Below are 23,712 nucleotides of genomic sequence, written 5' to 3'. Positions count from 1 at the left end.
ACACTTTTCAAAAATCTGGACAATCTTCTCATCTGTAATAACAGGTTGTTTTTTTATGTAAAGTAATAAACGCCTGTTCATTATAAAAGTAGCAACACTTAGAAGGATAACGCCAGTAAGCCAAATGCATATAAAGACTGTATAAAACGAAATCGTCTCATCAGCATGCTTTTCATTATTGTGTGTTTGTGTCTTGTTTGCCTGATTAGTTTTTGTTGAACTTGAGGTATAAGTACCTTCTTTTGTGAGAATCTTTGTATCGTCTATACCTTTCAATTCTTGCATGCGTTCTTTTGAAAGAAAACTAGCTACAGGGTTTTGGCTAGAAATGAATGCATCATCACTCTTGTAAGTAAGAACAGAATAGATACTATAGGAACTATCTGGCGACCAAGGTAATACAAGTCTTATAATTAATATGATCCACAGCATATATTGCCAACGTGGAGTTAACTTATTTCTAAACAAGACCTTAATACATAAGATTAGGCCCACTAATATACTAGCCATAATAGTGGTCTCAATCGTCCAATCAAAAAAAGCAGGTAGATAGATATTTATAAATTTTTCTATCACTATAATCTATCCTTCCTCTGATTTTCCTCAGTTTTCTCATCCAGAATACGTTTAAGTTCGTTAATATCTTCTGAAGACAGCTTTTCTTCTTTTAAGAAATTTACAAGTAAAGGTTTAAATGCTGCACCATAGAAACGTTTAAGTAAAGATTTCGTTTCTACTTGTAAATAACTATCTTGCGATACTAAAGGATAATAAGAGTACAAACGCCCTTTATCTTGATGGTAAGCTACTGCTTCTTTGTGAACTAATCGATTAATCAGCGTTCGAACCGTTTTGGGTTTCCAATCCATTTTCACCTCTAACGCTTCAATCACCTCATTTGCCGTTTGTGGAGATTTTGACCATAATACTTTCATAACTTCTAACTCAGCTTCTGAAATTTTTGGTAATTCATTCATTGTTTATAATTACACCCCTCGTATTACATTTGTAATCTGTAACTGGATATTACACTTGTAATCTATTGTTGTCAAGCTTGTTTGGTGTTTGTGGAATCCTTTCCTATACCCATCAACATAAGAATGGAAAAAATTAAAAGAAGTTTAGACTCTCATGTCCTGCTAATGAGATAAGAAAGTAAATCCTTCATGAATATTTTTGTTACTAATATAGAACTGGATTTTAACTTCACATCTATTTAGAATTTGCTATTTTTACAAAGTTTCCACTTTGGTGTCTTTGTTTAAAAAAGTACCCATTTTCTTGTCTGGATATATGGACAGGAAAGTGGGTACTAAATGAAATGTATCAGTAGATAATTCAGCATTTTTCACTATAAAATAAGTTCCTACTTTCACGTCTTTGTAAAATGATGATACCCTTTATAGAAGTGAATTCTTAATTGCATTATAATCTTCTATTGTATCCACATCATAAAATAATTTAGCATCACTATATACAGTGATCTTACCTTGAAATGACTTATCAAAGAAAATGGAACGAGCTCTTTTGTGTCCTTTTAGTTTTTTTAAATTCTGAAAAACTCTCTTAGAAAATAAAATTGGTGGTTGCGGTATATCTTGAAAGCTAGCAGCTACATAATCAAGTTGTGGGAAGTGTTTATAATCATCTATTAATGAATTTATAAGCTTAACTGTAATAAACGGTTGATCTGCAAGCATTACTATCACTCCATCAGCATTCATATCTTCAGCCTTTTCTAAACCGCAGCGAAGAGAATAAGATTGCCCCAAACATGCCTTTTTACAAGAAAGAATATGGACTCTTTCTACTTCTGTATGCTGTAACAACCAAGATGTTTCATTTGAAACTATAATAACATCACTCAGATTGGAAGAAAGTGATGTATTTAATGCTATATTCCCAAGCAATGTATTCCGTATTGGAAGGCACAGTTTATGTATCCCTGGACCTGTTCTTCTACTCCTTCCTGCCGCTAGATATATTCCTACTATTTTCATCATTTTTCATCCTCATTATCTGTATCATTTCTGCCATAATGCTTATGGCAATTTCATTTGGTCCCTCAGCTCCAATAGATAAACCGGCCGGAGAGAAAATCCATTTAGGTTTATCTACTCCCCCTAATAAACGTGCGGTGCGATATCGGGACCCTAAAATACCTAGGTAACGACAAGGATGGTTCTGTAAAAGACTAAGTAGTTCTTGATCCCGTGTGAAATGATGTGTCATTATCATTATAAAATCCTGTTTCTTTATTGATATCCTGGACATAATCTCTTTTGGAAAACCGACAACACATCTATCTGCTTCTGGAAAACGTAGTGGTGTGCATAATCCCTCTCTCCAATCACAAACAGTAACAAAAAATCCTGTCTCTTTCGCTAAGGAGATAAGCGGTTTGGCATCTTCTCCCGCACCTATTATAAACAACTTTGGCCGTGGTTCGAAGTAATGTACATATAGATCTTCATACCAACCCTTCTTCAATTCCGAAAGGACGGGAACTTTCCCCTCCCAATCCCCAAACTCATCTCCTTCTTCGCTAATAAAAAGAGTCTTTGATTTTGCTAGATTTTTTATCATCCACACACGTACCCCTTTTTCTGTATATCCCCTTACCTTCCGCAAATACTCCTGATATGTATAATTCACTTTTTCTAATAATATATAAATAATTCCATTACATCCTACTCCCCATGATAAATCATTTTCTTCTCTCATATCGAATTCATGTATACTCCACTTTTCATTACTTATCTCTTTAGAATAAAGATAAAGTTCTTCCTCAATACACCCTGCGCTAAGCATTCCAACCTTTATTCCATCTTCTCCAAATACCATCATTGAACCTTCTTTCCGATATGATGAACCAGCTACTCGAATGATAGTTGCAAGGGTACAATTTTGTGGGGTTGATATCGCTGCCTCTATTATATCGTGTATATCAGCCATCACAATTCACCATGTCTTTGATTTTGAAGAAGTGATTTTACCGCTTCTCTAATTTCTTGATAACTTGTACATCGGCAAATGTTTGATTCTAACCATTCTTCAATTATTTCGTCGGTTGCTTTTGGATGATTTGCTATAAGGGCATGACAGTTTACAATAAATCCTGGCGTGCAGTAACCACACTGAAATGCCCACTTCTCTACAAATGCTTGTTGTACAGGAGATTGATGTAGCCCTTCAATTGTTGTTATCCTTTTTTCTATTGCTTCTACTGTAAGTATGATACAAGATTTTATCGGCCATCCATCCACTAAAACCGTACAAGTTCCACAGTCCCCGTTTTCACATCCACGTTTAGCACCTGTTAAATCAAATTGATCTCTCAATGTATCTAAAAGGGTATCAGCTGTTCTCACTATTCCACTCCGATTTTCTCCATTTATATGAAGAGTAACTTTTTCAATCAAACTATCCCTCCTTCAAAATGCTCTAACATATCTCGTAATATATTTCTTAATACAAACAACCGATAGTCTCTAGATCCACGAATATCATCTAGTACAGGTGCTGGAATATACAACACAGTATTTTCTATCTTGTCTTCAACTGACATCTGATTATTATTGATAGCAATTTCCATAGCAGTAGAACGAAAAGGAAAAGCACATAATCCACTAAATGCCATGCGAATTTCATTCCCTTTTTTCAAAGCAGCCAGCGTAATTACTGGATAATCAACTTTTTCAAGTTTTCTCTTTTTCACACTGTAAAAAGGTAGTCCTATATACTCTATATCAGTTAAAACTTGTAAAAGAAATTCTCCCTTATTTAATCGTAGTCTTTCTATAAATAGAGAATGAATTGAAACGTAACGCATTCCTTTTATTCCTACAATTCCAAAAGTACTGTCTGCCAATAAAAATGGAAGCACTGCCTCTCTATAACAGATTTCTCCTGCAATATTTCCCCCTAATGTAATTTTGTTCCGTGCTGTATGATCTGCTACTCTTGATGCTGTTTTACTCAAAAGGGGAAAAACATTCGATTCTGAAACACGAGTTAAAGTAAGTGCAGCACCAAGAACCATATGATGTGGAGTTCTTCCAAGTACATTGCATTCAGGAATTTCCTTTATATCAATTATAGAATATGTATTAAGGTTCCCAAATCTACCGAGGGTAATAATTTCCGTTCCCCCACCGTAATATATCGGATTTTTTTCTTCTTGATAAAGCTTAGAATATAGTTGTAACGCTTCTGTTATAGAATGAGGACGATAATATTCAAAATCAGATGGAATCATGCCAAAGGAGCCTCCTTTTTCAGTTTCGTTCTCCAAATTAATTCTGGAGTAATCGGTAACTGGTGCAAGGAAACCTGTGCTGCAACTGATAAGCTATTAGCAAGAGCGGCTGGCATTCCAAGGATGCCATGTTCACCAAGAGCCCGGGAACCAAACGGAGAATCGTCATGAGGAGTTTCTATAAATTCTACTTTATATTCTGGTTGTTGACCGTAGTGAGTTACTTTATATGAACGAAATTGATTATTTAATATTCTTCCTTTTTTGTCATAATAGAATGCTTCTCTTGTCGCAAAGCTAAGCCCCATACTCATTGCACCCATTATTTGAGTTTCCGCTCCTTTCAAATTCAATATCTTTCCAGCATCTATTACGCTAAAAGCACGAATCAATTTATATGTATAATCCCGCATATCAAATTCAACTTCCACTGCTTGTGCTGCAATTCCCCATTCCGGACCAAATTTCCCCTTCCCGGTTTCCTTATCAGGTTCTGTGATTCCTTCAAACGTATATGCTCCTCTTCCTATAATCTGTTGGTTAATTACTTCTCCGTTTGATGCGACATATCCTAATGCAATCTGAGCTATATCTATAGAAAAGTTCGGAGATTCTTTAACATATACTTGTTTGTTAGCAATCTCTAAGCTTTCTATCGGATAACCCAATAAAATAGAGGCAGATTTTTTTAACTGTGTAATGATATCTTCTGTTGCAGCTAGTACTGCATTGCCTACTAGATACGTAGTTCTGCTTGCAGCTGTTTTCCAATGCTTTGGTGAAACTTGTGTATCTACTTCCATTTTGATATGTACATCCTCCATTTTCAATTTCATTTTTTCTGCTACGATTTGCGCAAGTACAGTTTTTGTACCAGTTCCTATCTCCACCGCACCACAATGGATATTTACACTTCCATTTTCATTAAACGTTATTACCGCACCTGCGCCCGCATCTGGTGGTGTTGTAGAGTTTTTCCATGCAAAAGCAATTCCCTTTGCATGTACCTTCCTATCTGAAATTTGAATATACTGCCCTTCATTCCAATTAATTAGTTTTTTTAATCTTTCTAAACATTTTTTTGGATTGCCCATATTACTTCTTGTTACCGGAACTTGTGTAGGTGTCATATCTCCTGGTTGAATTGCATTTTTTAATCGAAATTCAAGTGGACACATACCTAATTTGTTAGCCATAATATCCACTGTTCGCTCTACAACAAAAGTATATTCAGAATGTCCAAACCCACGGAATGCTGTTGCATAAGGATGGTTTGTATACATACAGAGCGAATCACACCATACATGTTCAATTGAGTAAGGTCCTGTACAATCTAGCCCAGCAGCCTTGCTAACAACTACAGCTCGATCTGCATAAGCTCCACCATCAAATAAAAAAAGGAATTCTGCAGCTTTTAAGTTTCCATTATTCGTGCAACCTAGTTTTACTTTTGCTTGTAAACCAATATGAACAGGTGAAGTAATAAAATCATCTTCCCTACTATTACGAAGCTTCACTCTTCTCCCACCTACCGCTTTAGAAGCAAGATAAGCTAAAAGTTCAAGTTGTACCATAGTTTTTCCACCATATGCTCCGCCCACTAAAGGTACATGAACATGTATGTTGCCTTCATCTATACCAAATGCCTCACTCAGCTGTTTCTTTATCTCAAATGGTGCCTGAGATGTAGAAGTAACAAGAACAACTCCGTTCGGTTTAATCTCTACTTTTGTACATCTCGTTTCCATTGCAGCATGATCAGATTGTGGAAATGAAAAAATTTCCTCTACAATTATCTCGCTTTCGTTAAAACCATTTTCAATATTACCCTTCCGAATCTTCGTTCGATTAGCAATATTTGTATTGGGCTCTGGTTTTGCCTCCCCTATGATTCTATATTCTCCTAAGCGCTCATGAACCAGAGGGGCATTTCTTTGATATGCCTGTATAGGAGAATTGATAACGGGCATTTCTTTGTATGTTACATGTATTGAAAAAGCCGCTCTTTGAGCTGCCGCTTCACTATCTGCAATCACCATGGCAATCGGCTCACCAAAGTATCGTACCTTCTCAAAAGCTAACGGTGGGCGATCAACTATACTACTACCAACTAAATAGGGATAATCTTTACCCGTGACAATATTTCTGACACCCGGTATTTTCCAAGCTTTACTTGTATCAATTCTTTCTATATATGCATGTGCATATTTACTAGTTAAAAGCTTTACATGCAATATTCCTGTTTCATTTTCGTCGTCAATATACTTTGCTCTTCCCGTTACTTTATCCATCGCTTCTTTCCTGGGGACACTTTTTCCAATGATAGGATATTGACTCATAATCTTCCTCCTTTTGTTTGTACTCTATAATATTAATTTTACCCCGCCTTTAGTACATGAAAAAAAGTAGCTTTAAAGTAGTTTTTTACATTTTTATAGACTAATGAATTCTTCAAATCTATCGCTAATTCCAGTTGAGCCTAGGGATTAATAATTTCAAGTTGCACTATACATCTCTAAAAGAAATCAATTTATTTAACGTGTACTTTTGTTAAAATATAGATAGTACACTATTTCTATCAATATATTTTAATTGAAGAAAGCAGCAACGATATCGTTGCTGCTTTCTCATTTTCGTATTTTATTTAATTCTTATATATTCTCAGAGATATAAAAATTTCGTTATGGGGTACTTAAGAAGCTTAGCTTGATAGCGATGTGGCGGTTTACTATTTCTCATCAAAATTTTTTTATGCTATAATTTTAAAGAGAACGTAACAGTGATAAGTCTCTTCTATGTATAAATTGCTTGTCATTGAACTTTTCTCTTGTGTCTGCTTCTTGAATCTTGGAAGAGCCATAGTCCCAGCCATTGGGGATTATGGCTCTTTTTCTCTCTCTAAATACAGTACATTCAAAACTTAAATACATAATTTTATTTATATTACAATAATAAAAAAATAAGAACCCTCCTACAATTAGGAGGGTTCTTACCTTTCATATAAGTGAATCCGATTTTATGATTTAAAAATGAATGTCGTCTGTTATACCCCTATAACGCTGACTGTTCAGAGCATGCTCTGACGTTATTATTATACTAATGTATATAACGGAAATCAATATTATAGTAATGGGTAGATTCCCCCTGCTGTCCTTCTTTTTAAGAATAACAATATCATAAAATTTGTATTTAAATATATATAGTTTTATAATTTTAATTATTATATACTTATACAAGTGATTTAGCTCTTTCTAAGAGTTGAAATTACGTTATATATAAGGAGTGGTTTGAATGAAAAACAAATTTACGCGTATGATCATGTTAATAGTGGTAATGGCTTTATCAGTTACAGCACTTGCAGCTGTATTTAATTTATCTGGATCAACACGTACTTGCCTCAACTAATTTCCTCCCTTCACTTATATGTATAAAACTTTCAATATAAGTATAGCAAATTGATAGAGTTGGTCCAGACATGATTCGTAAATGTGTACTTTTTAATATGTTAGCGGGCCCCATATTATTAAAATTAAGATGGTTCAAGTCGAGGTAAGGCACCTTAGGGTGTCTTTTTTTCTACCTATAACTGTTTAATTGTTATATAATAATACTACTGTATTTTAGGAGGAACATAAATGAACAAAAAACTAATCATTGGAATTATCGCTATACTAGTAGCTATCATTGCTTACGTAGCTATTTTTAAAGATTCCAAATCAGAAGATATGAAACCTAAGTATTCACAAAAAGATATGGATAAACTTATCGATCAAAACTTTAATGAACAGCAAGAATTAAAAACACAAATCAAAGAGTTGAAATCTAAAGTAGAATCCTATGAAAAAGAACAAACTAGGTCACTTCAAAAAACTACACAACCGAGTCAAGAAAAAACTGAACCAGCTGAAAATGCTGATAAGGTTACATACGAAAAGGAAATTAAGCCTACTATTGACGAAATGTTAAAGGAATATGATGAAATTTGGAATCAGGATTGGAAAGCTATTTGGGGAGAAGGAAGCAAGGACCCTGAATCTCTTGACAAAAACGCTTTAAAAGAAAAAATGGAGTCAGTTACAAATCGATATGATGGACTTTCCAAAAAAAATACAGAATTTAAAAGTGGCTCAAAGTTAACTGATCCTGTATTAAAAGAGAAGATTGAGAAATTCAGAGTAGAGTTTGGACTAGCAACTAACTATAGAAGTAATGCTGGAAAAGCTGTAACTCAAGGAGTAAAAGGAGTAGCTCCGTTGAAAGGAAGAATGGAAGAAGCTCAAAAATCAATCAAGCTTTCCGATCAAAAATTAAGTAACGCTCTAGCTAGCTTAAATGAAATTGAATCAAAATTGGGTGTTAGCCGCAATTAAAAATCATAACAAAATATAACATAACATGGTAAAATAATATTTGGATTGGCGTCCAATACATATTATTAAAATTAAGATGGTTCAAGTCGGAGGAAGGCACCTTAGGGTGTCTTTTCTTTATGGGGCACGGTAACGATTAGATCTTCTGGTTATAAAATAAAACAGGCTCCATAAAGGAGCCACCTTATCACGGACATATTATTCTACTTTTTTTCTTCTTTGTAATTCCATGCTATTTCTACTACTTCTTCGGGAGTCAATTCTTCATCATTCCAAAAAATCAAATCACTTGGAGCAGGGTGAGGTACACCAGAGTTATTAAATTGATGAACATAGTTACTGTGTTCATCTTCAGGTAAATCAAGATCATAAATTTTTTTTACAAGCTCAAGCAGCTCTGTTTTCGTCATTTTACATGTCATGTTTTTCATCCTTCCGTTTAATTTATAGCCCTTTGTTCCCGAAATGGTATGCGGGATCTAAAACGTTTTGATGCATTTTAGGAGATACAATTATTAGATTATCAAGATTATAGACATCTCCACCTTTATCAATAGGCTGTTTATGATGTAGTATATATTTATTATGGTTCCCATAATGTTCTGCTCGTGGTGAGTAAGGTGCCTTACCTTGTTTCATAAGTTTTATATTCATAGGACTAAATTCTTTAGCATAGCTCGAATCAGAAAGCGTTTTCCAAAATTCTTCTCTAAAATCGTCAAAAGATTTGAATTCTCTTCCTACTAATTTTTCTCGAACTTCTTGCGGAATAATACCAATAGCACCATCATTATACATTAACTTCTTTTGGGTACCTAAACTTCGTTCGAGGTTAAAACTTGAGGTCACTGTACCTGATGTCTTTCTTTTTACCGCACTTGAAGTTTTTGCAAACATATATGTATCTGATGGTTTAATAGTATCAACTTTATAATCTATCTTACCATAAGCGAAAGCTGGTTCTAAACGATTTTCTAACTGAAACTTGGACATAGATGATAAATTTTTTCTCCATCTCGCACTATTACCTACAGCACCCGCACCTCTTGTGACAAGTCCAAAGAACGCTATATTAGTCGCTCCGTATGCTATCGATTCTGTGATACTTTCTCCATCTCCATATTCTATGTTCTTTACATACCAATCTGATAAAACATTTCGTATTGCATACAGCTCTTGGACTTCCTCGTTCCACTCATGTTTTAATGCTCCGATAGGATCATTCCACAGATCGCCAATAAATTCGTATGTATCTTTAGCTTTCTCTTTTTTGTCATTAACATAACTCTCCACAAAGTCTGTAAGTCCATATTTGGCTTCTTCCAATGCATCTATTGGATCATGAACTAAGTGTCCAAAAAAGTCTAATGCTTGATTCCCTGCTTTTTTAAGTGGATCAATCAAAGTATCACCTGCCGCTCTCCCGCTTCCTCGCTGAAAGGCGTCCCATAGCTTTCCCATTTGATTAAACTCCCCAAACGCTTTCTCATCCGCTTCTCGGAATGTTTTCGCAGTTCTCTTTACTTCGAGTTCGGTATGTTGCAAATGTTTAATTAAATCATCCATGCTCTTCTTTTTTGAGAAAAACTCATCGTAAAATCGTTGATACGCCAACCCTTCCCAAGACATCTGTAATTCGAACGTAACTTGTAAAAGCTCTCGAATTACCCTTTCCATATCCTCTCTATTTCGTGATATGGAATTCGCAGCTTCTTCTAATTTTTCTGGGTCAACACGTACTTGTCCCACTTAATTTCCTCCTTCCACCTATATATATAAAACTTTCAGTGCAAGTATAGAAAATACATAGGGTGGTACAGACATGATTCGTAAATGTGTACTTTTTGAAATGATGTATAAATTTCTAATGAATTCTATACTTTAAATATTGTTTTATCAGTTTTGAATTTTCTTTCTATTCAAAGTATACTAAAATAAAGGAGATTAATTTCTATATTTTAGTATACTTTGAATAAAGTTAGGCTTTTGTAATTTACTCCACATATTCTTTAAATGAAATCATGATTGCTTATTTATTGACCAAAAAATAGATATATGGTATGTTTACTGTAGATTAGATATATATTGAATGCATATCCAATATATATTAAGTATAGTACTTAACTGAATTGCATAAACTAAAAAAGACGAGATGCTGTCAACATCCCGTCTCATAACTGCTACTGTCAAGGTGGTTGTTATTATGCATTATCTTTTTTTAGACCCACGCTTGAGCTTCCTACGGCGAAGAGTGGGTTTTTTGCTGTCCTTTTTTTGCAGTTGCTTTCTTAATACGTATGCTGAAAGCTCACGCACAATTGCTCTTGCAATTTCTTTTAAAAGTTCAAACAAAAATTCCATGTTATATCACCCCCTTTCCTTCCAAATGGAAAGAAGGGATAATAACAAGCCCACCTTCACACGATATACAGTTATACTTCTATTTTACCATACTTCAACACTCTAAAATAGAAAATTTGTCCAATGTCATTTTGTTCATAATCTATTAGTTTAGGAATTTCAAAAGGTTTTAGTTTACTATAATATGAATATGTAAACTATATTTCTTGAAATCTTTATAATTAACCTTAGTTTCATATGCTATTTTCCGAGAATATATATTTAAAATAAAGCTTTTATGTTTTTGGATATATTCTGCGATGTATGTATGCCAAAACTCCCTATCATACTCATAGATCTACTAAGTTCCAAATGAATTCTTTGTATTTATAATCCTTGTATCATTACCTCTCATTAGTTTTTACATTTTCCCTTCCATTCTCTAAATTATATATATAAACCCTTTTTTTGTAATTAAAGTTTATTTTTTTGGAATGGACTCAAAAAACGACCTCTCAAATTCGCTTGTAAAAGACGTTATCGGTTTATGTAATGCAATTAGACCTGGAAGTTAAAAAACCTAGTTAAAATAAAAATAGACCTCTTATAACGTTTTTTCGTTTTTTATGGTCTATTTTTACTAGTTTTTCTATTCTTCTATGTCTTCTTTTACTTCTGCGGATAAAATGTCTTCAGCAAACTTCTTGTAGCCATTATACCCTTTCTTTTCGGCCTTTTTCTTTATTGCTTCTAATACCTTTTCATCAAGGTATAGACTTAAATGCTGCTTTTTTTCTTTCGACTCCTCTTTTGATCTATTTTCAATTCTTTCTTTGAAAATTTCCAAATCGGATTTTAAGTATAATCGTTCAGTAGATTTCCCTTTAGCAATCTCTTTAAAAGGCAATATCCCATCTTTAGCTGCATTATGAACGTATGTCTTAGATTTATTTAGAAATTCAGCAGCTTCTTTTAATGTTAAACAATCTTTGTATAATTCCTCTAGCTTTTTTACATCCTCCTTCTCAAAGCAATATCCCCCATCTGCTTTCCAGGTATCTAGATTGATAGGTTCGATGTGTTTATACTTAATTAAATAACCTAATTGATTTTTTGTTAAACCTACCCGATCGCATACCTCTTCTAAAGATAAATAGCTCATATCTCACCTCATCCGAAACTTTCACTCTAGCTGTTGTTTAAATTTTCTTAGTTGATACTTTGTTAAACCGGTTTCTTTTACTACATCTGTGATTGAGTACTCCTTATACTGCAAATACTTAAATGGATTTTCCATATAACGTTCTCGCACCTTATTAAATGTACTCTTTTTCGATAAAGAATTCAATTGATCTCCTTTTTCTCGGATGGAATCAAAAATGGAGCAACCTTTACAATGTTTGTAGTTTCTCTGTTTTGCCTGTTCTTGCTCATCTGTACAATTCACTGATAGGTTGTTCAGAGGGCAAATTGAACAATGAGTACTTTCTAATTTATGGATTTCATGTAAAATTTTCAGACGAAGATGAGTCAAAAAAATCTCCTCCTACCGCATTTGGATTGAAATGTACAAAAAAATCAATATAATATTTCCATTATACATTACCTAAACAGAAATGTTGAATTTTAAGGTAAAAATATAATTTTAATCATTTAAGTTTATACCACGATAAATTATAAGTTTTCCTTGAATGTATATTTAAATATATGGAATAGGGAATTTTTATACTGAAATGAATGTGATATGAAAAATTGCTGATATATTTGCTATTATAAAAGTAGTATTTGTAGAATCAAATTAGTTCAAGTTAAAGAAAAGAAGAGATACTGTATCCTCTTCTTTTCTGTTCCGTGCCTTTAATCAATAGTAAGAGGATATATATCTATACCCTCTTATTGCTGATTTGTATTAGAATTACTGCTCCCACAAGCAGAATATCTGAAAGACACTCGTATAAGAGTGTCTTTTCTTTATACAAAAAAATATTTTCAAACAAAAACTCTTTATAAAGGAATGTATGTCCGCACCGAATAAGAGCAAGCATTCTTTTTTAATTAGGGAGGAATAACAGTGTATGACTATTCTATCTTACCGAATAGAATCATCTTATGTGTGGATTTACGTAGCTCTTACGCTTCAGTAAGTTGCATCAAAATGGGTTTAGATCCTATGTATACAAAATTGGCATTAGTCAGTGATGTAAATAAAAACGGTTCAATCGTTCTATCTGCCACTCCCCCATTAAAAGCATTGAGTGTAAAATAGATGGCAAGATTATACGAAATTCCTCATAGAAAAGATATTCTTGTTGTAAATCCAATTATGGGTACTTATATAAAATGCTCTAATTACATAACAAAGCTAGCTTTACAGTACGTTCCTATTGAGGATTTTCACCAATATTCTATCGACGAATTCTTCATGGATAATTACGGATAGTATTCATTTATTTGCTAAGAATCCCTATAAGTTTGCGTTGAAATTTAAACATGAAATGATTAAGGAATAACACAAAGTAACCCGTCCAATCTTAACAATTGAAAAAAATAACGAATTGAAAATATGCTAGTATGTTCCTTATTGTCTGAAGAAGAAATAATGATTACCTATCATGAGGACGGTTATACACGCTCTAATTACATGACTGTTTTCAATATTGACCCGTCAAATAGTGCTGTCATATGTACCAATGCTTTTTATATAAGTTGACACTGCAATTTTCAAATATAATAGATTTGAGTGATCACGTTTGAATTGTTATTAAATAAAGGGCACCATTCTAATTAGAACGATGCCCTTTATTATTGTAAGCGCTATTACCTATTGGGTTAATTTTTCGATTGTAGGCATAACAGCAATTGGTGGTAATGATGCAGTCCACCCAACTGCATATACGTTTAATTTTTCACCTAATGTGTAGTTTTCACTATCTGAAACAGGAACTCTTAAAATTTTGTTCTGGGAAACTAGATCCCACCAATCATATTGATAAGTAAGTGCTTCATCTTTTGTAGAAGTAGCAGCAACCACTAAATAATTGTTATCTATTGAAATGACATATCCAGTAAAAGGTTCTTGTTCTTGGCTTTGAATAGAATGAACAGGAGTATTGTTTGCGGAAATCTTAGTAGAATCTGCAAAGGCTGGTGTTATTCCAAAAGTAAATCCACATCCTAATGTTAAAATTGTTACTAATTTTTGTTTTTTGTTAAACATCATATATATCCCCCTTATATTTTATCCCTACACTATCCACATTCCATTTACATACATATAAAGCCTTTTAATATTAAGATATTTAACAAATTTGTCACAAAAATTCCATTAATGGAAATATCACCTGTTAATAAAGGTTGTTTTATGCTATAATTCACTAGGTAAACTATTATTGTTCCTTTCATCACTTGATGAATGTATGCCCTTCCTTAATTGTAAATATGTTTGATTTTGTTGGTGGAGAGGGAGATATCCCTCTTCTTTTTTTGTTTTTTTATGATTGAACTACCCCCACTTTCACTTCGTTTAGAAGTGAGGGATTTCTAAGTAAAGAGTTCTATCAAACTCTAATTGATTAGGATAACCCCGCGGTCCTTGCGGTTAAAAGCCTTATCGCTTCATTCTTTAGATTGATACTTGCGATAAAAATTAACTGTATGATTGTTTAATTTTTCTACAACTGTTCTTTTCATCACATAGGTAAAGTAAATTAATTATATTAGTTGTAATATGAAATTCTTTTTCTTATAGTTAATTAACTTTAAATATATATCATTCTTAAAGAATGATATATTCTTCTCTATTTACCTATACCTATATTTTTATAATTTATCATTTTAGCCAAGAAGACTCCTTCCTTAAGGAACGCGAAGTGAGTACGTGGGAGATTCATGTCAGTTGGCATAGGCCAACATGTTTGCTATCATTTACTTGTACAGATTGCTCTTCGAAAACTGAGGCTATGAGGTTGGTTGCAGAAAAACGTTGCAACCGTAAAATCTTCAACGTTCTATTGCCCCACACTTACTGAAGTTGCGAAAACCAAGCTAAAGTAGGGAGTATGGTGAGTCATTCAATAGAATTGTTCCTTGTTTTAACAAATGAGTTTTTGTAAATAATATGTTTGTTAAAAAATTAATTAAGGGGGAGTTGTATGCCACAGGATCGAAAAGCAGAAGTTCAAAAGGATGCATATGAAAGAAAAGAGATTATGCCAGATAATTCACAATCTCTACCGCGTCACATGCAAAAAGAGCTGCCTCACGAATTTTCTGTAAATCCTCTGTTTGCCCGCGAAGGAGAATCCGTCGTTCCGCGCTTTCATATTCCTGATAAAGGTATGTTACCAGAAACAGCGTATCAAATCGTCCATGATGAAATTGCTCTTGATGGAAACGCCCGCCTGAATCTTGCAACATTCGTTAGCACATGGATGGAGCCTGCCGCAGAGCAATTATATGCAAAATCATTCAACAAGAACATGATTGACAAGGACGAATATCCACAGACAGCTGAAATTGAGGAGCGGTGTGTCCGCATCTTAGCCAACCTCTGGCATTCGCCCAGCCCCCTTACGACTATGGGCGTTTCAACAACTGGATCGTCGGAAGCATGTATGCTCGGTGGACTTGCTTTAAAGCGACGCTGGCAAAATGCACGTAAAAACGAAGGGAAGCCAGTGGATCGTCCCAATATTGTGTTTAGTTCGGCTGTTCAGGTCGTTTGGGAAAAATTCGCGAATTATTGGGAGGTTGAACCACGCTATGTGAAGATTAGCCCAGAACATCCCCAATTGGATCCTCAGGGAGTCCTCGCAGCCGTGGATGAAAATACGATTGGTGTGGTACCGATTCTCGGTGAAACTTATACCGGTCTTTACGAACCGGTTGCCGCAATTGCGAAAGCGTTGGATGATTTACAGGCGAGGACGGGTCTTGACATTCCCATGCATGTGGATGCAGCTTCGGGAGGATTTATAGCACCGTTTCTTCAACCAGATTTAGTCTGGGATTTTCAATTACCGAGGGTGAAGTCCATCAATGTATCCGGACATAAATATGGATTAGTCTATCCTGGATTGGGTTGGATAATTTGGCGGGAAGCTGAAGATCTCCCTGAGGATCTAATCTTCCGTGTCTCCTATTTAGGCGGGAACATGCCGACCTTTGCCCTGAATTTCTCTCGTCCTGGTGCACAAGTGCTCCTACAATATTACAATTACCTGCGTTTAGGAAAAAGTGGGTACTATGATGTACAAAGGGCTTCCCAGAAAGTCGCTCTTTTTCTTAGCAAAGCCATTCAGAAGATGGAACCGTTCGAACTTTTGTCCGATGGTTCGGATATTCCGGTTTTCGCTTGGCGACTAAAAGAAGGTTACACATCAAATTGGAATCTTTATGATTTATCTCGACAATTGCGTGTGTTCGGCTGGCAAGTACCTGCCTACCCATTGCCTCCAGATATGGAAGCGGTGACGATTATGCGCGTTGTGGTTCGAAATGGATTTTCCATGGATCTTGCACATTTATTTTTGAGGAACCTCAAACAGACCGTTTCCTTTCTGGATTCCCTTGACGGACCTATGCCACATGATACGAAATGTGATAATGGGTTTCACCACTAAATGAAAAAAGCCTAATTTCTTCATATTAAATTGAGAAGTTAGGCTTTTTAATATTGAAATTTCTTTAACGCTGGAAATCCGCATTTTCTTGACACTAACCTATGCCCATCAAGCTAAAACCCTGAAGTTTCATTAACAGATTTTTCTTCTTACTACCATACAGAAATTGTCCCTTATCTCTTGCTAGTGCTTTTTCTATGCATAATATTAATTGCATCATAAGTATACACACGTTATGATAGTCACCTAATTACTTATGGAGAGGTGCAAAAAATAAATAAGACAGAATTAACAAAAGTAGTAGCAGAAAAAGCAGGACTTATACAAAAGGATACAGCTGTAGCAACACAAGCTGTTTTAAATACAATAACAAATGCACTAGCAAATGGAGAAAAAGTACAAATTCTTAGTTTTTGTACTTTTGAAGTACGTGAACGATCTGCACGTACAGGACGTAACCCACAAACAGCTGAAAAAATGCAAATCGCCGCTTCAAAGGCACCTGCTTTTAAAGCTGGAAAAGAATTAAAAGAAGCAGTGAAATAATCATACATAATCACAAGGGTTTGATATTCATATCAGCCCTTTTTTAATAGCTTTGTGGGGATATCGCCAGCATTTTGGAAAAAATCCACACTAAGAAAAAACTAGCTCCTACAAGAGAGGCTAATTTACATAAAATTCGTTAACGGTAGTCAATGGATCTATAAGTCTACAGTTATTCATTTCTGAAATCGTATGTATCCTCAGGAACATTTAACATATGTCCGTTAATGATTACTGTATCATTGTCTTTCCATACAATCTTTGCTGTATCTTCTCGGTAATTCCAATACACATTCTTTGTCTTGAAATATTCACGATGATTAAATACTAACTCTCCCCTAACAGCAAAACTTGTTGTTGCTCCGCCATTTGTTACATAAGCTTTAAATGTATATGTTCCGTCAGGAGATTGTTTTTCAGCAATCTTTTCACCTGTAGGTAGTCGATCCATACTGAAGAATGCCCAATAAACTCCGTATACGAACAAACCAGCTATACAAAATAATATAATTAACACTTTTTGTTTGGTTTTCTTAATTTCTTTCTCTGTAAAATTCATGTTTTAGCTCCTATTAATGATTTTTATAGCAAACCACTTCTGTTTGGAGGTAAGGTCAATCTTTGTTTTGTTTTTCTAACAGTTGAATAACTCTATCTAATTTTTGCTCAACTTGATTTTGTTTCTTTTGATTACTGTTACGCTGAATTATACGTATAATTCCTCCAAATAGTGCACCAATGATTATTGCAATAATGATGCAAGAAATAGTCGTTTCTAAAGGCATTATTTAGAACCCCCTTTTTTCCTTATTGTACCATTTAGAAGAACTAATATGTTTTGTAATTTGATTTGTATATTGTATACAAGTTAAGTTAACATAACGTCCTATTATCGGTAGCAAAGAAAAAGGCGAACCCCTACTTTCAAGAGGAATTCATCTTTTTCTATACCCTATTCATATTTTTATACATTTCTATCATGGTGCGGTTTTCAGGTTCTCCTTTGTTACTAAATGAGCCGAAAAAATGTATAAAATCTTGCATGCTCTTAGCATGTTTTTTTCCGAAATGCTGGCGGTACCCCATCACCATCAAGTTAAAATTTTATAATGCCCCCAAAACGAAAAATTAGAGTCTTTTATAGCAATGAAGTTCATTTTTATCGTTTTGGGGGCAACCTGTGCTGTTAGGTTGATGGATGTGTGGTGCGACCCCATTTATAAATCACTTCAATAACGCATGAGAATGGCTATTATTTAGACTACAAGTTTCCTTAGGAGCACATCATTATCAATCTAAGATTTTTTACTATCAATTTAAATTTATGAAAAATATGTATTCATAAAAATTTATTTTTGTTTTAATCATAATTTCTATTGTTTTAGTAAAACATAGAATTGATATGAAAAAGGAGGAATAAAATATGCAATTAGCTACACATGAATTACGTGATTTAAGTGAATTAATTGCTGGTTGTTACAATACAATTAATACGATGAGTACATACATTCAGCAGGCACAAGATCCCGAATTAAAACAATTATTGCAACAACATTTTCCATTACATGTGCAGGATTATAATTTAAAAGTTGAATTCGTACAGAGTCTAAGTGAACCAAATATTGAAAAATTTCAGCCATCTAAGTTAACACCTGTACTATCTTCTTACTTAAGAACACCCGTTGAAGAATTGCCGCCTGTTACTCCGGATGTAAGCGGAGCACCACCTAATGACCGAGCAATTGCAACTGGATACTTATTAAATCAAAAGTCAGCAGCTTTAAATTATGCTGGTTCTGTATTAGAATGCGCAAACCCTAACTTAAGAACATTCTTAGAAAATGCATTCTTAAATAGTGGTAGACATGCATACGATGTATGGCAATATATGGTCAAAAAAGGGTATTATCCATTATCTACAGCTCCAGAATCAGAAGTGCAAACTTTAGCTACTATATATCAACCTGTTAATCAATCTTTTTAACCATACAATTAACTTTGAATGCATGTAATTCACTTTAAAAACTGTTAAGAATCTTGATTTGAAATAAAAAAGAGGAAACGCAATTAGAAACCGCTAGTTTTTTTACTTAGTAATTTTTCATTTCAAATGGTCTGTTAGTGACCCCTGTTAGTGGTCATCATACATGCCCATCAACTTAAGGATTTTATAACACCCCAAAACGAAAAAATTGTCTGCTTTCTATTGGTTAATGAGGAAAAGTGGAAAAACGTTAGTTAAAAAAACGCAAGCCTCTTTTGATTAGGGGTTTGCGTTTTTTATCATATACTTTATTTTTTCTCTTCACGAGCTAAGTCGATTACAATATCCTTTTTATATAAATCTATTGCCTTCAGTTAACATAACCATCTTATCAGCATTGAACAATGGATAAAATTTACATTTCGGGGGAAGTTGTATTTTCTTAGCTTGATAGCGATGTGATGCTACCCCTAAGTCTTCCATCTTAAAAATAATTAGGATAGGATTTTTTGATAAATACGTGTATTCGATTTGATACGTGAGATATAATAAGCCTTTTGATCTTGTAAATGTTGAAAATCTTTCAAATGAAAATAGCCTAAATCTCAGATAGATAAATCATTCGCTATTACAGTTGGGACACACAGGGAACCGTAGGTTCGATCATGTTGTTTACCTGGTCCTGTATGAATATGAAGGAATTGTCCACTTAATAAATCATACTCAAGTTGAATCTAAAATACGAATACATTTGAAATTAGAAGTATATGGAGAAGAAATCGGCATAGATGAGGCTAATTTTTGGTTTAGTAGTTCAGCTAATATATGTTGTAAAAATTGAACGGCTGATTTATTAAACCTTTGATTCAGTCCTTCCGGACTGATGAGTACTTCTGTGGATGCTTCTAAACAGCTAGATAACTGGGCTAAAGAGGTTGTAGCGATATTTTGACTCATCCATATACATAAAGCGACTAAATCTTTTGCTTGGTATTTACTGGTTCGTTGTACGAAACCAACATCTCTAGCAAGATCCCGTAAGGTATTTGGAGATAAAAAACTTTGAATCTCTTGAGCAAATAGTTGTAATTCATCAGATACAGAAATAGACATACAAAAACGCCATCCTTTCCTATGATTCTACAAAAAGAATAGCGTATTTTTTCATTTTAGGGGGGATTTTGTTGAATTAGCTTGATAGCGATTGGTGGTACCCCTTATAGGATAATAGAAGTTTGCATTTTCAATTTTTTCACACTCTATTAACAAGGCAGTTATAGCATCCTGGTTTAGCGTTAAGAATGTGAATATATTCTACTTCTTTATTATCAAAAATTTCATCTATATTTTCTCTTAAATTTACACCTTCTGTAACCCTTGCTTCTACAATCATTGAGTCAGCATTGTAGCCGCGTACAGATAGATACCTATGATGTAACATATGCGGAATTTCATTTACATCTAGCTTAGCAGTAGTTGCTCCCTTTCGTATAAATATAGGACCACTTGCTTTATAAGGCGAATTAACACTATGATATTGGTAATTCAGTAAAATTACCTCTTCTCCTACCTCTGCATCCTTCAAACTTATCCTGCAAGGATATCCAGGATTTTTATTTGCTATTATTTTGACTGCCCCGATACTTTTTAATACTTCTTCATTCATTAGAAATAGGTTATTAAACTCCTTCTCTTGTAACGCAACGATTTGAAAGTTATTTCTCATATTCTATCCCTCCTTAATTAGTTGTTATAAAGCATTTCACTAATGATGCTACCACTAAAGTTCATAAAACTTGTTCAATAATCCTGACCGTTTGTTGAGGATTGAATTAAAAAGCTTACAATTCTATAACAGAGAAAAAATGGCTTATTATTGTTCAATACAAAGTTGTTTACTTTTAATCAATCAGTAATGATTTATCAAAAAATACGATGAGTACAAAGCACTCTTGTTAATTCATGCTATCTTTTGTTAAAGAACGTGAATTCAGTCAAGTTCTTGGTTTACGGTATTTCCACTATGGAAAGCACGGAATTGACTCGGTGAAAATCCTGTATTTCTTTTAAATGCATTATAAAAGCTAGATACACTTTGATAGCCTGTTTGATAACCAATCTCTGTACTATTAAAGACCGTTGTCAAGAGAAGTTCCTTTGCTTTCTTAACTCTGATCCTTTCTAAATATATTCGAGGAGTATACCCTGTTCTTTCTTTGAAAATCCGATTTAAATGAAAACGACTAACTCCTACCCTTGATGCAATTTCATTTAAAGACATGTTTTGAACATAATTATTTTTTATCAATCGCATAGTATCTTCCAAAACGCATTCGAACGGGTCGTATATTTTTATATTTAGATCTGATCGGCATCTTTTGCATGGGCGATAGCCTGCCCTTTGAGCTTCGTGCGCATTTGAAAAAAAGGATACATTTTCATAATTAGGAACCTTAGACTTGCAAGAAGGCCGGCAGAAAATTCCAGTTGTCTTGACTGCGTAAAAGAATATCCCGTCATACGCTGAATCACATGATACTGTTGCTTTCCACATGGTATCTCTGGAAAGGTTATTTTGATCCTTCATTAGAATTTAATCCTCCCTTGTAGGCGAAAATCTTATTACTCAAAATCATATAAATCGCATATATAGCCACGACAATTAACGGAACAAATATATACAATTGAAAAAATGGAATCACCAGCAAACATAAAATGAAAGAGATTAACGATGCCCACCATGCCCGTGTGTTCTTCCTAAATAATTTAACGCCTGCTGCCATTGAAAGAACATAAACTAGAATCCCAAGAGAAGTCGGTATAAACAAAATATCATCAAACGTTAGTGACAAAGCTTTTGTCACTAACACACCTGCTACCGAAAAACAGATAACAAACAATACCATCTGTCTTGGAATTTGAGTAGTTGCATGCAGCCTTGAGAAAAATTTTGGGAAAGCACCATCTCTGCTTAATGAATATCCTAATTGCGTTAGGCTGGCTACAAAAGCATTCGCTGTCCCTGTACAAATAATTAAAGCTAAAACAGCTGTAACGACTTTGGCACCCCCGCCTACTGTATCTCCCATTATAACACCAATAGGAGACAGGTTGCTTTCTTGACTGCCATACGTGGCCGTTCCAATAGTGACAAGGCTTAGCGCTAAAAATAATAATCCAATGACAACTGCACTAATAACTGCTCCTTTGACAATATCTTTTTCTGGCCTTTTAAAGTGCTCAGCCAGATTACAAATCGCCTCCCAACCGAAAAATGACCAAAAGATAACCGTTATAGCGTTCCCGACAGAAAACCATCCATTTGGAACAAAGGGAGTAAAATTTCCCCATTGTATTCTTGGAAACGCCACAAATACAGCTGACGCTAAAAGAATCAGTAATAAGGAACTTAAAATCAATGCAACTTTACCACTAACATTTACGCCGTAATAATTGGAAACACCTGCAATTACCAAAATAAAGACGGCAATTAAAATTGTTTCAAAATGCGAAAATCCAAATGCCTGACTGACGTAAAAAGCACCAGTTAAAGATACAATCGTTTGACCAACTGCTGCTGTTACAAAGTAAAACCACCCAACGATATTGCCAAGATGATATCCAAAAGAATTTCTAACAAAGGTTGCTGCTCCACCGGAATCAGGATATATCCGTGCCAAACTAGCAAAGGAATAAGCAAGCGGAAAACTAATTATAATAACGATAAACCAGGATACAATAGATGCAGGGCCCGCTATTGAGGCCGTTACCCCCGATAAAAAAAGGACACCTGATCCTAGAATAGCTGAAATGTATAACGCAATTCCTTGAAATAATCCAATGGCTTTATTGTTCATGATCTCCCCCCTTTATAGGATTTAGTGTACTAGTAAAAGGGGGGGAATTCTTCTTGTTTTTTGCGGTTTAATTCGTTTAATAAAACAATCAAAAGCATTTTTATTATATTTCTTCTTCAACAATCTGGCCCGATTGTTGAAGAAAGTAGCCTGTTCCAATAAAGAACTTTATTGTTCAGTAAACAACTTGTCATGAAACCTTGAACTACCCCCACTTTCACTTCGTTTAGAAATGAGGGATTCCTAAGTAAAGAGTTCTATCGAACTCTAATTGATTAGGCTAACCCCGCAGTCCTTGCGGTTAGAAGCCTTATCGCTTCATTTTTTAGATTGATACTTGCGTTAATATCCCTATCATGGTGTGTACAACAAGAAGGACAGTCCCATTCACGTAGGTTGAGATTTTTAACGTCTTTATTTTGATATCCACAACAAGAACATAATTGGCTGGAAGCAAATGTTTTCGATACGACAATGACTTGTTTGCCATACCATTTTGCTTTGTATTCTAACATGGATCGAAATTGCGACCAAGATATCTCACTAATTACTTTTGCTAACTTATGATTCTTTAACATATTCGATACTTGCAAATCCTCTATACCGATCACATCGTGGTTTTTGATGATTTCAGTTGAAATTTTGTCCAAGTAATCTTTTCTAGTATTTGATATGTATTCATGAATTCTAGCTACCTTTACTCGTTGTTTATTCCAGCGAGAAGATCCTTTCATTC

At 34.4% G+C, this 23,712-nt stretch carries 24 protein-coding genes and 3 pseudogenes; 6 read left to right on the top strand and 21 right to left on the bottom strand.

Annotated features, from left to right (window positions below; translation table 11 throughout):
• The 8 genes from D1166_RS29210 to D1166_RS32025 form a co-directional block, all read right to left on the bottom strand.
• The coding region (locus D1166_RS29210) for a M56 family metallopeptidase (RefSeq protein ID WP_277997831.1) at positions 1–576 on the bottom strand (576 nt) is incomplete at its 3' end.
• Complete coding sequence (locus tag D1166_RS29205; RefSeq protein ID WP_097856571.1) at positions 576–977, bottom strand: BlaI/MecI/CopY family transcriptional regulator; 402 nt, start codon at positions 975–977, stop codon at positions 576–578. The genes D1166_RS29210 and D1166_RS29205, both read right to left, overlap by 1 nt.
• Positions 978–1,400: 423 nt before the next feature.
• Positions 1,401–2,003: a xanthine dehydrogenase accessory protein PucB gene (pucB, locus tag D1166_RS29200; RefSeq protein WP_227414959.1), complete on the bottom strand. Its 603-nt coding sequence runs from the start codon at positions 2,001–2,003 to the stop codon at positions 1,401–1,403.
• Entirely contained in the window at positions 1,960–2,955 is a 996-nt protein-coding gene (locus D1166_RS29195) for an XdhC family protein (RefSeq protein ID WP_118043525.1), read from the bottom strand. The genes pucB and D1166_RS29195 overlap by 44 nt, the downstream gene beginning before the upstream one ends.
• The gene (locus tag D1166_RS29190; RefSeq protein ID WP_097856569.1) at positions 2,955–3,422 is read right to left on the bottom strand and encodes a (2Fe-2S)-binding protein; all 468 of its coding nucleotides are present in this window, start codon (positions 3,420–3,422) and stop codon (positions 2,955–2,957) included. Before D1166_RS29190 ends, D1166_RS29195 begins: the two co-directional genes overlap by 1 nt.
• Positions 3,419–4,258: an FAD binding domain-containing protein gene (locus D1166_RS29185; protein WP_097856568.1), complete on the bottom strand. Its 840-nt coding sequence runs from the start codon at positions 4,256–4,258 to the stop codon at positions 3,419–3,421. The genes D1166_RS29190 and D1166_RS29185 overlap by 4 nt, the downstream gene beginning before the upstream one ends.
• Complete coding sequence (locus D1166_RS29180) at positions 4,255–6,597, bottom strand: xanthine dehydrogenase family protein molybdopterin-binding subunit (RefSeq protein WP_097856567.1); 2,343 nt, start codon at positions 6,595–6,597, stop codon at positions 4,255–4,257. The genes D1166_RS29185 and D1166_RS29180 overlap by 4 nt, the downstream gene beginning before the upstream one ends.
• A 930-nt stretch (positions 6,598–7,527) precedes the next feature.
• The gene (locus D1166_RS32025) at positions 7,528–7,659 is read right to left on the bottom strand and encodes a hypothetical protein (protein ID WP_255256465.1); all 132 of its coding nucleotides are present in this window, start codon (positions 7,657–7,659) and stop codon (positions 7,528–7,530) included.
• A 234-nt stretch (positions 7,660–7,893) separates the two neighbouring features.
• Between D1166_RS32025 and D1166_RS29170 the strand changes: the two genes are divergently transcribed.
• Positions 7,894–8,628 (top strand): DUF3450 domain-containing protein, encoded by a 735-nt coding sequence (locus D1166_RS29170; protein WP_097856566.1) that lies wholly within the window; start codon positions 7,894–7,896, stop codon positions 8,626–8,628.
• Between the two features lie 203 nt (positions 8,629–8,831).
• Here the strand turns inward: D1166_RS29170 and D1166_RS29165 are convergent, their stop codons facing one another.
• The 5 genes from D1166_RS29165 to D1166_RS29150 all read right to left on the bottom strand — a co-directional run bounded on the left by D1166_RS29165 (position 8,832) and on the right by D1166_RS29150 (position 12,502).
• Positions 8,832–9,050 carry a bacteriocin immunity protein gene (locus tag D1166_RS29165; RefSeq protein WP_000128276.1) on the bottom strand — a complete coding sequence of 73 codons (219 nt, stop codon included), beginning with the start codon at positions 9,048–9,050 and terminating at the stop codon, positions 8,832–8,834.
• A 22-nt stretch (positions 9,051–9,072) separates the two neighbouring features.
• Positions 9,073–10,377 carry a WXG100 family type VII secretion target gene (locus tag D1166_RS29160; protein ID WP_097856565.1) on the bottom strand — a complete coding sequence of 435 codons (1,305 nt, stop codon included), beginning with the start codon at positions 10,375–10,377 and terminating at the stop codon, positions 9,073–9,075.
• A gap of 459 nt (positions 10,378–10,836) precedes the next feature.
• Complete coding sequence (locus D1166_RS31490) at positions 10,837–10,989, bottom strand: hypothetical protein (RefSeq protein ID WP_165851687.1); 153 nt, start codon at positions 10,987–10,989, stop codon at positions 10,837–10,839.
• Positions 10,990–11,617: 628 nt separating this feature from the next.
• Complete coding sequence (locus D1166_RS29155; protein ID WP_016078654.1) at positions 11,618–12,130, bottom strand: helix-turn-helix domain-containing protein; 513 nt, start codon at positions 12,128–12,130, stop codon at positions 11,618–11,620.
• A 21-nt stretch (positions 12,131–12,151) separates the two neighbouring features.
• Complete coding sequence (locus D1166_RS29150; protein ID WP_076775903.1) at positions 12,152–12,502, bottom strand: transposase; 351 nt, start codon at positions 12,500–12,502, stop codon at positions 12,152–12,154.
• A 537-nt stretch (positions 12,503–13,039) separates the two neighbouring features.
• Here D1166_RS29150 and D1166_RS31645 point away from each other — a divergent pair.
• Positions 13,040–13,466, top strand: a pseudogene (locus tag D1166_RS31645) (Y-family DNA polymerase); the annotation flags it as partial.
• Positions 13,464–13,722 (top strand): annotated as a pseudogene (locus D1166_RS31480) (YolD-like family protein). The pseudogenes D1166_RS31645 and D1166_RS31480, both read left to right, overlap by 3 nt.
• Before the next feature lie 67 nt (positions 13,723–13,789).
• Here the strand turns inward: D1166_RS31480 and D1166_RS29140 are convergent.
• Positions 13,790–14,185, bottom strand: coding sequence for a DUF3221 domain-containing protein (locus D1166_RS29140; RefSeq protein WP_097856310.1), 396 nt, complete (start codon positions 14,183–14,185; stop codon positions 13,790–13,792).
• A gap of 934 nt (positions 14,186–15,119) precedes the next feature.
• Here D1166_RS29140 and gad point away from each other — a divergent pair.
• Both gad and D1166_RS29125 read left to right on the top strand, forming a co-directional pair.
• Positions 15,120–16,589: a glutamate decarboxylase gene (gene gad / locus D1166_RS29130; RefSeq protein WP_061664485.1), complete on the top strand. Its 1,470-nt coding sequence runs from the start codon at positions 15,120–15,122 to the stop codon at positions 16,587–16,589.
• Between the two features lie 273 nt (positions 16,590–16,862).
• Positions 16,863–17,135, top strand: coding sequence for an HU family DNA-binding protein (locus tag D1166_RS29125; protein ID WP_044585394.1), 273 nt, complete (start codon positions 16,863–16,865; stop codon positions 17,133–17,135).
• Between the two features lie 172 nt (positions 17,136–17,307).
• Here D1166_RS29125 and D1166_RS29120 read toward each other — a convergent pair whose 3' ends face one another.
• Positions 17,308–17,694, bottom strand: coding sequence for a DUF5412 domain-containing protein (locus D1166_RS29120; RefSeq protein WP_044585223.1), 387 nt, complete (start codon positions 17,692–17,694; stop codon positions 17,308–17,310).
• Between the two features lie 55 nt (positions 17,695–17,749).
• Positions 17,750–17,920 (bottom strand): DUF4083 family protein, encoded by a 171-nt coding sequence (locus tag D1166_RS29115; RefSeq protein ID WP_001127871.1) that lies wholly within the window; start codon positions 17,918–17,920, stop codon positions 17,750–17,752.
• A gap of 638 nt (positions 17,921–18,558) precedes the next feature.
• Between D1166_RS29115 and D1166_RS29110 the strand changes: the two genes are divergently transcribed.
• A complete protein-coding gene (locus tag D1166_RS29110; protein WP_001175194.1) occupies positions 18,559–19,119 on the top strand; it encodes a spore coat protein in 561 nt (186 codons plus the stop codon).
• A 506-nt stretch (positions 19,120–19,625) separates the two neighbouring features.
• Here the strand turns inward: D1166_RS29110 and D1166_RS29105 are convergent.
• The 5 genes and pseudogenes from D1166_RS29105 to D1166_RS29085 form a co-directional block, all read right to left on the bottom strand.
• Positions 19,626–20,232: pseudogene (locus D1166_RS29105) on the bottom strand (transposase); the annotation flags it as partial.
• Between the two features lie 139 nt (positions 20,233–20,371).
• Complete coding sequence (locus D1166_RS29100) at positions 20,372–20,845, bottom strand: DUF1203 domain-containing protein (RefSeq protein WP_001245414.1); 474 nt, start codon at positions 20,843–20,845, stop codon at positions 20,372–20,374.
• A 264-nt stretch (positions 20,846–21,109) separates the two neighbouring features.
• Positions 21,110–21,706, bottom strand: coding sequence for a bifunctional transcriptional activator/DNA repair enzyme AdaA (locus tag D1166_RS29095; RefSeq protein WP_000654819.1), 597 nt, complete (start codon positions 21,704–21,706; stop codon positions 21,110–21,112).
• Positions 21,690–22,976: an APC family permease gene (locus D1166_RS29090; protein WP_001060118.1), complete on the bottom strand. Its 1,287-nt coding sequence runs from the start codon at positions 22,974–22,976 to the stop codon at positions 21,690–21,692. Before D1166_RS29090 ends, D1166_RS29095 begins: the two co-directional genes overlap by 17 nt.
• 275 nt (positions 22,977–23,251) lie before the next feature.
• Positions 23,252–23,712: RNA-guided endonuclease TnpB family protein (locus D1166_RS29085; protein WP_133300473.1), on the bottom strand; the 461-nt coding region annotated here is incomplete at its 5' end.

The organism is Bacillus sp. ISO11 (assembly GCF_003458115.1).
GTDB lineage: Bacteria > Bacillota > Bacilli > Bacillales > Bacillaceae_G > Bacillus_A > Bacillus_A cereus.
The sequence above is the reverse complement of the archived record's forward strand: the minus strand, read 5'-3'. Positions and strand labels throughout refer to the sequence as shown.

What these genes read in the sequence shown, in the direction of transcription:
- D1166_RS29195 (WP_118043525.1), bottom strand. Translation starts at nt 2,955, where the DNA reads ATGGCTGATATACACGATATAATAGAGGCAGCGATATCAACCCCACAA.
- D1166_RS29185 (WP_097856568.1), bottom strand. Translation starts at nt 4,258, where the DNA reads ATGATTCCATCTGATTTTGAATATTATCGTCCTCATTCTATAACAGAA.
- D1166_RS29155 (WP_016078654.1), bottom strand. Translation starts at nt 12,130, where the DNA reads ATGAGCTATTTATCTTTAGAAGAGGTATGCGATCGGGTAGGTTTAACA.
- D1166_RS29115 (WP_001127871.1), bottom strand. Translation starts at nt 17,920, where the DNA reads ATGCCTTTAGAAACGACTATTTCTTGCATCATTATTGCAATAATCATT.
- D1166_RS29180 (WP_097856567.1), bottom strand. Translation starts at nt 6,597, where the DNA reads ATGAGTCAATATCCTATCATTGGAAAAAGTGTCCCCAGGAAAGAAGCG.
- D1166_RS29140 (WP_097856310.1), bottom strand. Translation starts at nt 14,185, where the DNA reads ATGTTTAACAAAAAACAAAAATTAGTAACAATTTTAACATTAGGATGT.
- D1166_RS29095 (WP_000654819.1), bottom strand. Translation starts at nt 21,706, where the DNA reads ATGAAGGATCAAAATAACCTTTCCAGAGATACCATGTGGAAAGCAACA.
- D1166_RS31490 (WP_165851687.1), bottom strand. Translation starts at nt 10,989, where the DNA reads ATGGAATTTTTGTTTGAACTTTTAAAAGAAATTGCAAGAGCAATTGTG.
- pucB (WP_227414959.1), bottom strand. Translation starts at nt 2,003, where the DNA reads ATGATGAAAATAGTAGGAATATATCTAGCGGCAGGAAGGAGTAGAAGA.
- D1166_RS29205 (WP_097856571.1), bottom strand. Translation starts at nt 977, where the DNA reads ATGAATGAATTACCAAAAATTTCAGAAGCTGAGTTAGAAGTTATGAAA.
- D1166_RS29110 (WP_001175194.1), top strand. Translation starts at nt 18,559, where the DNA reads ATGCAATTAGCTACACATGAATTACGTGATTTAAGTGAATTAATTGCT.
- D1166_RS29090 (WP_001060118.1), bottom strand. Translation starts at nt 22,976, where the DNA reads ATGAACAATAAAGCCATTGGATTATTTCAAGGAATTGCGTTATACATT.
- D1166_RS29120 (WP_044585223.1), bottom strand. Translation starts at nt 17,694, where the DNA reads ATGAATTTTACAGAGAAAGAAATTAAGAAAACCAAACAAAAAGTGTTA.
- gad (WP_061664485.1), top strand. Translation starts at nt 15,120, where the DNA reads ATGCCACAGGATCGAAAAGCAGAAGTTCAAAAGGATGCATATGAAAGA.
- D1166_RS29100 (WP_001245414.1), bottom strand. Translation starts at nt 20,845, where the DNA reads ATGAGAAATAACTTTCAAATCGTTGCGTTACAAGAGAAGGAGTTTAAT.
- D1166_RS29165 (WP_000128276.1), bottom strand. Translation starts at nt 9,050, where the DNA reads ATGACATGTAAAATGACGAAAACAGAGCTGCTTGAGCTTGTAAAAAAA.
- D1166_RS29170 (WP_097856566.1), top strand. Translation starts at nt 7,894, where the DNA reads ATGAACAAAAAACTAATCATTGGAATTATCGCTATACTAGTAGCTATC.